Origin of the sequence: Methylocystis sp. H62 (genome assembly GCF_015709515.1) — a bacterium.
In the GTDB taxonomy this organism is placed as follows: Bacteria; Pseudomonadota; Alphaproteobacteria; order Rhizobiales; family Beijerinckiaceae; genus Methylocystis.
Genome location: NZ_JADNQZ010000017.1, coordinates 6127 through 8407, shown reverse-complemented (window position 1 = coordinate 8407; position 2281 = coordinate 6127). Strand labels below are relative to the sequence as shown.

1 protein-coding gene and 2 pseudogenes are annotated in these 2281 nt (G+C 62.5%); all 3 read right to left on the bottom strand.

All coding sequences use genetic code 11. The features are described from left to right. Positions 1-21: 21 nt before the first annotated feature. A pseudogene (gene tnpC, locus IYY11_RS00385) lies at positions 22-1600 on the bottom strand (IS66 family transposase). A gap of 68 nt (positions 1601-1668) precedes the next feature. Further along, positions 1669-1890, bottom strand: a complete 222-nt coding sequence (gene tnpB, locus IYY11_RS22495; protein WP_312029671.1) for an IS66 family insertion sequence element accessory protein TnpB — start codon at positions 1888-1890, stop codon at positions 1669-1671. A 130-nt stretch (positions 1891-2020) separates the two neighbouring features. Beyond that, positions 2021-2281, bottom strand: a pseudogene (locus IYY11_RS00375) (hypothetical protein); the annotation flags it as partial.

Here is a 2281-nt window from a genome sequence, read left to right as displayed (position 1 = left end):
CGTAAGCGCCTTTCCGATCACCTATGCGGCGAGGCTTGACGCGGCGACGAAGCTCCACGGCATCAGTTCGTCGATGCGGCTTTGAGGATGTCCGTCGAGAATGGCTTGCAGCGTTTTGGCGATGTAGGCGACGGGATCAAGGTTGTTTAGTTTGCACGTCGCGACGATGGAGGCGAGCAGCGCCCAGTTTTGAGCTCCGACTTCGTGCCCGGCGAATAACGCATTTTTTCGCGTAAGAGCCACGGGTCTGATGGCGTTTTCGACCGGGTTCGTATCCAGCTCGAGGCGGCCGTCCTCCAGGAACCTGGTGAGACCGGCCCAGTGGCTCAACGCGTAGCGGATGTCCGTGGCCAACGTGGAGCCTGACGAGATCAGCGACAGTTGCTTCTCGAACCACGGTTTCAAGGCTTCGACGATGGGCGCGGAAAGTTTCTTACGCGTCGCCAGCCGCGCTTCCGGCGCGTGGCCACGTATGTCGGCTTCGATGACGTAGAGCGTGGCGGACCGCCGTCTCCGCGATCGGGGATTTTGTATTGCGTAGAAGCTTGACGAAACGCCTCCGAAGGTGGCTCCAGCAATGGACCAGCGTCCATGGGCCCTCGTCGCGGCATATGCGCGTGAGAAGCTCATAGCCGTCATAGCCGTCGCATTGCAGATAACGCCCATGATAGCCATGCAGGAACCGCTCGGCATGGGCGCCGCCGCGCCCCGGCGCGTATCGGAAAAGCACGACCGGCGGATCCGTCCCACCATGCCCGCGATCATCCGACGCGATCGCCCAGAAGAAGCCCTTCTTTGTTCGGCGCCGTCCGGGATCGAGAACCGGAGCCGTCGTTTCGTCCATGAAGACCTGGTCCGCAAAGGCCAGGCGCTTGGACATGTGATCTGCGATCGGCTGGAGATGAAAGCAGGCGCGACCCGCCCAATTGCCGAGCGTCGCCCGATCCAGAACGACGCCTTGGCGGGCGTAGATTTCGGCCTGCCGATAAAATGGCAGGTGATCGCCAAACTTCGCGACAATGACCTGGGCGATCAGCGCCTCAGTTGGCAGGCCGCCAGGCACGATGTGCTCGGGCGCATGCGCCTGCGCGACGGCGCTCGAGCAGCGGCGGCACGCATATTTAGGGCGACGCGTCACCAACACGCGGAACTGGGCCGGGATCACATCGAGACGCTCGGAGACATCCTCGCCAATCATCGTCATCGGGCCGCAACCGCAGGGACACAGTGTGCTTCGCGGTTCGATCACGCGCTCGACGCGCGGAAGATGAGCCGGGAACTGGCCACGATTGCCGTTGCGCGAACGATCCGCTCGCGCCGATTTGCCCTGGATGATCGCCGCGGCTTTTTCCTGCGCGGCGTCCAAAACGCCCTGAGCAATCTCGACGTCCTCGAGCGGAAGATTAAACTGATCCGGCGTCAGCTTCTCCGACTTCGAACCGAACTTCTCGCGTCGCAGATCGTCGATGATGATTTCCAGCCGACGGCGCGCCTCCTCGGAGGCGGCGAGCGCCGCCTGATGTTCCGCCAGATCCGATTGCGACCGCGCGAGCAGCGCTTTCAGGGCGGCGTTTTCTTCTGCAAGAGAAGCGGCGTCCATGCCCCAGGCAATCATATTCGTGACGTTTTCGCCACGTCGAAACACATGCCCGAGTCAATTCGTCGCGGTCATCCAGCAAGCTCTGGACGACGCGCGCGCTCAGGCCGAACAAGTCGCCAATCCAACCCTTCAAACAGCGCCGCGAACTGCGCAGGCGACAATCGCATGACGCCATCACGTATGCCGGGCCAAACGAACTTGCCGCCTTCGAGCCGCTTGTGCGCCAACACCAGCCCGGTTCGATCGAAGACCAAGAACTTGATTCTGTCCGCGCGTTTCGATCTGAACACGAACACGGCGCCGCTGAACGGATCGCGCCCGAACGTTTCCTGCACAAGGACGAGAGGCCATCGTGTCCCTTGCGAAAGTCCACCGGCCGCGTGGCCAGGTAGATCGTCAGCAGCTGACCGCCGAGCCCGATCATGACGCGGCGCGCGCCGCGCGGAAAATCCGCGCCAGATGCGCCTCGCCCACGTCTCGTCCCACACGGATCAAGATGTCGCCAATCGCCACCTCGACGATATCGGCGTGCGGCGTTCGTTGTAGATCATCGTCGACGGTTAGCTGAACGAACGCAGGCGACGCGACATCTTCTTTCGGCGCGGCCAAAAGACCACGCCGAAAGCGCCGGCGCCAATCGTAGATCTGCCAGCGCGTCGCTCCGTATCGGCGAGCGATATC